The organism is Actinomycetota bacterium (genome assembly GCA_036280995.1).
GTDB lineage: Bacteria > Actinomycetota > CALGFH01 > CALGFH01 > CALGFH01 > CALGFH01.
Genome location: DASUPQ010000563.1, coordinates 1 through 2187 on the forward strand (window position 1 = coordinate 1; position 2187 = coordinate 2187).

Consider the following 2187-nt stretch of genomic DNA (forward strand, 5'->3'; position numbering starts at 1 on the left):
AAACCCTGAGAGGCCCAGACCTGGGAGGCTCTCTCACCGTGGCCGACACGGGCTCTCTAACCAGTGGCGGCTCGATGAACGAGTAAGGCGAGGCTAACCTACTTCAACGATGAGAGTCAACAACGCTAGGCAACCTGACGGGTTACGAGCCGGTCAACGCGTGTTGTGCGGCATTCCAGACTTGGTGGGCCCAGGGGCTGTCGCCGAGCGTGAGGGTGCCTTGGTTGGTGACGATGGAGATCCAGCCGTGGGGTGATCGCCACACGTAGGTGCCGAGGTCGGGTTGTCGGGCTTGCCAGCCGCCGACGGTCTTGGCTCGGTGCTCGGAGCGGGCGAGCGGTCCGAGTTTGCCGGGCCCGGTCTGCCCGGGTGGGCCGTCCTTGCGGTAGGGGATGGTGTGGTCCAGGTCCAAGCGGCCGCCGGTGGTGATGGTGGTGGCCGGGCTGTAGGGCCAGACCGATCCGGGATGGCGGATGTGCACGGCTTCGCGGACCGCCATCGGGATGTCATAGGAATCGACCGCCGCCACGGCGGCGGGGTCGAGCACCGGCCGGATCGAGATGTTGGCGTCGCTGTCGGTGAGCCAGCGGCGGAACTGGTCGAGGGTGATCGGTCCGTCTGCGGTGCGCAGCACGCCGTGCTGGTCGATCAGGGTCTGGTCGGTGACGTGGACGTGGACAACGGCCGTAGTGCGGCACGCGTTCAACTCCGCTTTCGTGAACGGGCGCAGGTCGAAGGTGGAGCCACGGCCGCAGCCACCGCGGCGGTCGAACTCGGCCGGCACTCTCGCCCCGGCGCCCGAGTCGGCGCCATCAACAGCGGCGACGGGATCAGTCATACCGTCACGATCACCAGATGCGAACTCACCTGAGCCGGCGTCGTCGACGCAGCTGCCGTCCCCTTCTGAACTGGTCTGCTCGGCCGCGGCGTTCGAGTCGCGGTGCTGGTCGAACCAAGCGAGGTCGGCCTCGTCGACCGGCGGCTCCTCATCCCAGCCCGATCCGCCGTCGTCGGTGCGGCTGGTGTGGTAGTCGTCGAGATCATCACGATCATCCAGGCCGGGTTGGTGGAAGTTGCCGTGCCGAGCCGTCTCCCAGCCGGCGTCGGGCAGATCGTCGGCCGCCCACGGATCGGTCGGATCCGCCTGGTGGGCGGCGACCCGATCCTCGGGATGGCGGGGATCATCGGGCTGGTGGGCGTGCCGGGCCAGCAGGTCCCGCAGCCTCGCTTGGTGGGCGATGATCCCGAACGCCTTCGACCGGCGGACCCCGACCGGATCCTCATCACCATCCTCGGCCAGACACTGCGCGACCCGCTCCACCAACGCCATGAACGCCGACGCGTCCCCGGCCTCCAACCGGGCCACCAGGGTCCGCAACCCGTGCTCACCGGTGAACATGCGGGCGTCGCGTTGCGCCGCAGCCTTCTCGGCCCGTTGCTGGTAGGTCTTGGAATCGACCTGCAGGATTGTCGCGTCCAGCACCTTCTCGAACCTGCCCCAAGCCATCACCTCGATGTGCGGGGTGACCAGCCGGTCCACGATCCGGGCCGACAACACGCCGAGTTCGCTGGTCGCTTCGGCGATCTGGCGGGCCTTCCACGCCCACACCTGCCCGTCCCTCACCCGCTCCCACAACCGGGGCAGCCGGTGCCGGATCGACAGGGCGGCACCGATCCAGCGGCGGGCCGCGACCGGCCCGCAGTGCAGCGGATGGCCCAGCTCGGCCGGGCAGGACTCGGACACCAGCGGTGTCCCGACCGCACCCATCCGCACGAACCGGTCGACCAACACACTCTGGGAGGCCGACCCGCCGGTCAGTTCCAGCTCGGCCGGGGCGGCATGGCAGTCGGCCCAGGCGGCGGCCAGCAGCAGCTTGCGACAGCCAGCCCGCCGCTCCAGCTCCAAGCTGTCCGCGGTCAGCTGCAGCAGCGCGCCCGGATCTCCGAGCGACTCCTCCAACCAACGATCGAACATACAGCCGATTCTACCGTGCGGGGCAGTGCCCGTCCACCGGCTGCCTGCGAGATTCTGCTTGTTCTGCGGGGAATCCTGGACTCACGAACTGGTGCCGATGGGTCGGCGAGCACGCCGTTCAGATCGGCCGCACCAGATCTGCTGGTCGCCCTCTACTGCGCCTGACGCCACAGCCAACCTCGTCGTCTGCCCGCCGTAGGCGACCGCGACCT

General features: G+C 68.9%; 1 protein-coding gene. It reads right to left on the reverse strand.

The features are described 5' to 3' along the window. Positions 1-142: 142 nt before the first annotated feature. Positions 143-1975 carry an HNH endonuclease gene (locus VF468_19040; GenBank protein ID HEX5880387.1) on the reverse strand — a complete coding sequence of 611 codons (1833 nt, stop codon included), beginning with the start codon at positions 1973-1975 and terminating at the stop codon, positions 143-145. Positions 1976-2187 lie beyond the last annotated feature (212 nt).

Coding starts and splice junctions, on each gene's coding strand:
- VF468_19040 (HEX5880387.1), bottom strand. CDS start 1,975: ATGTTCGATCGTTGGTTGGAGGAGTCGCTCGGAGATCCGGGCGCGCTG.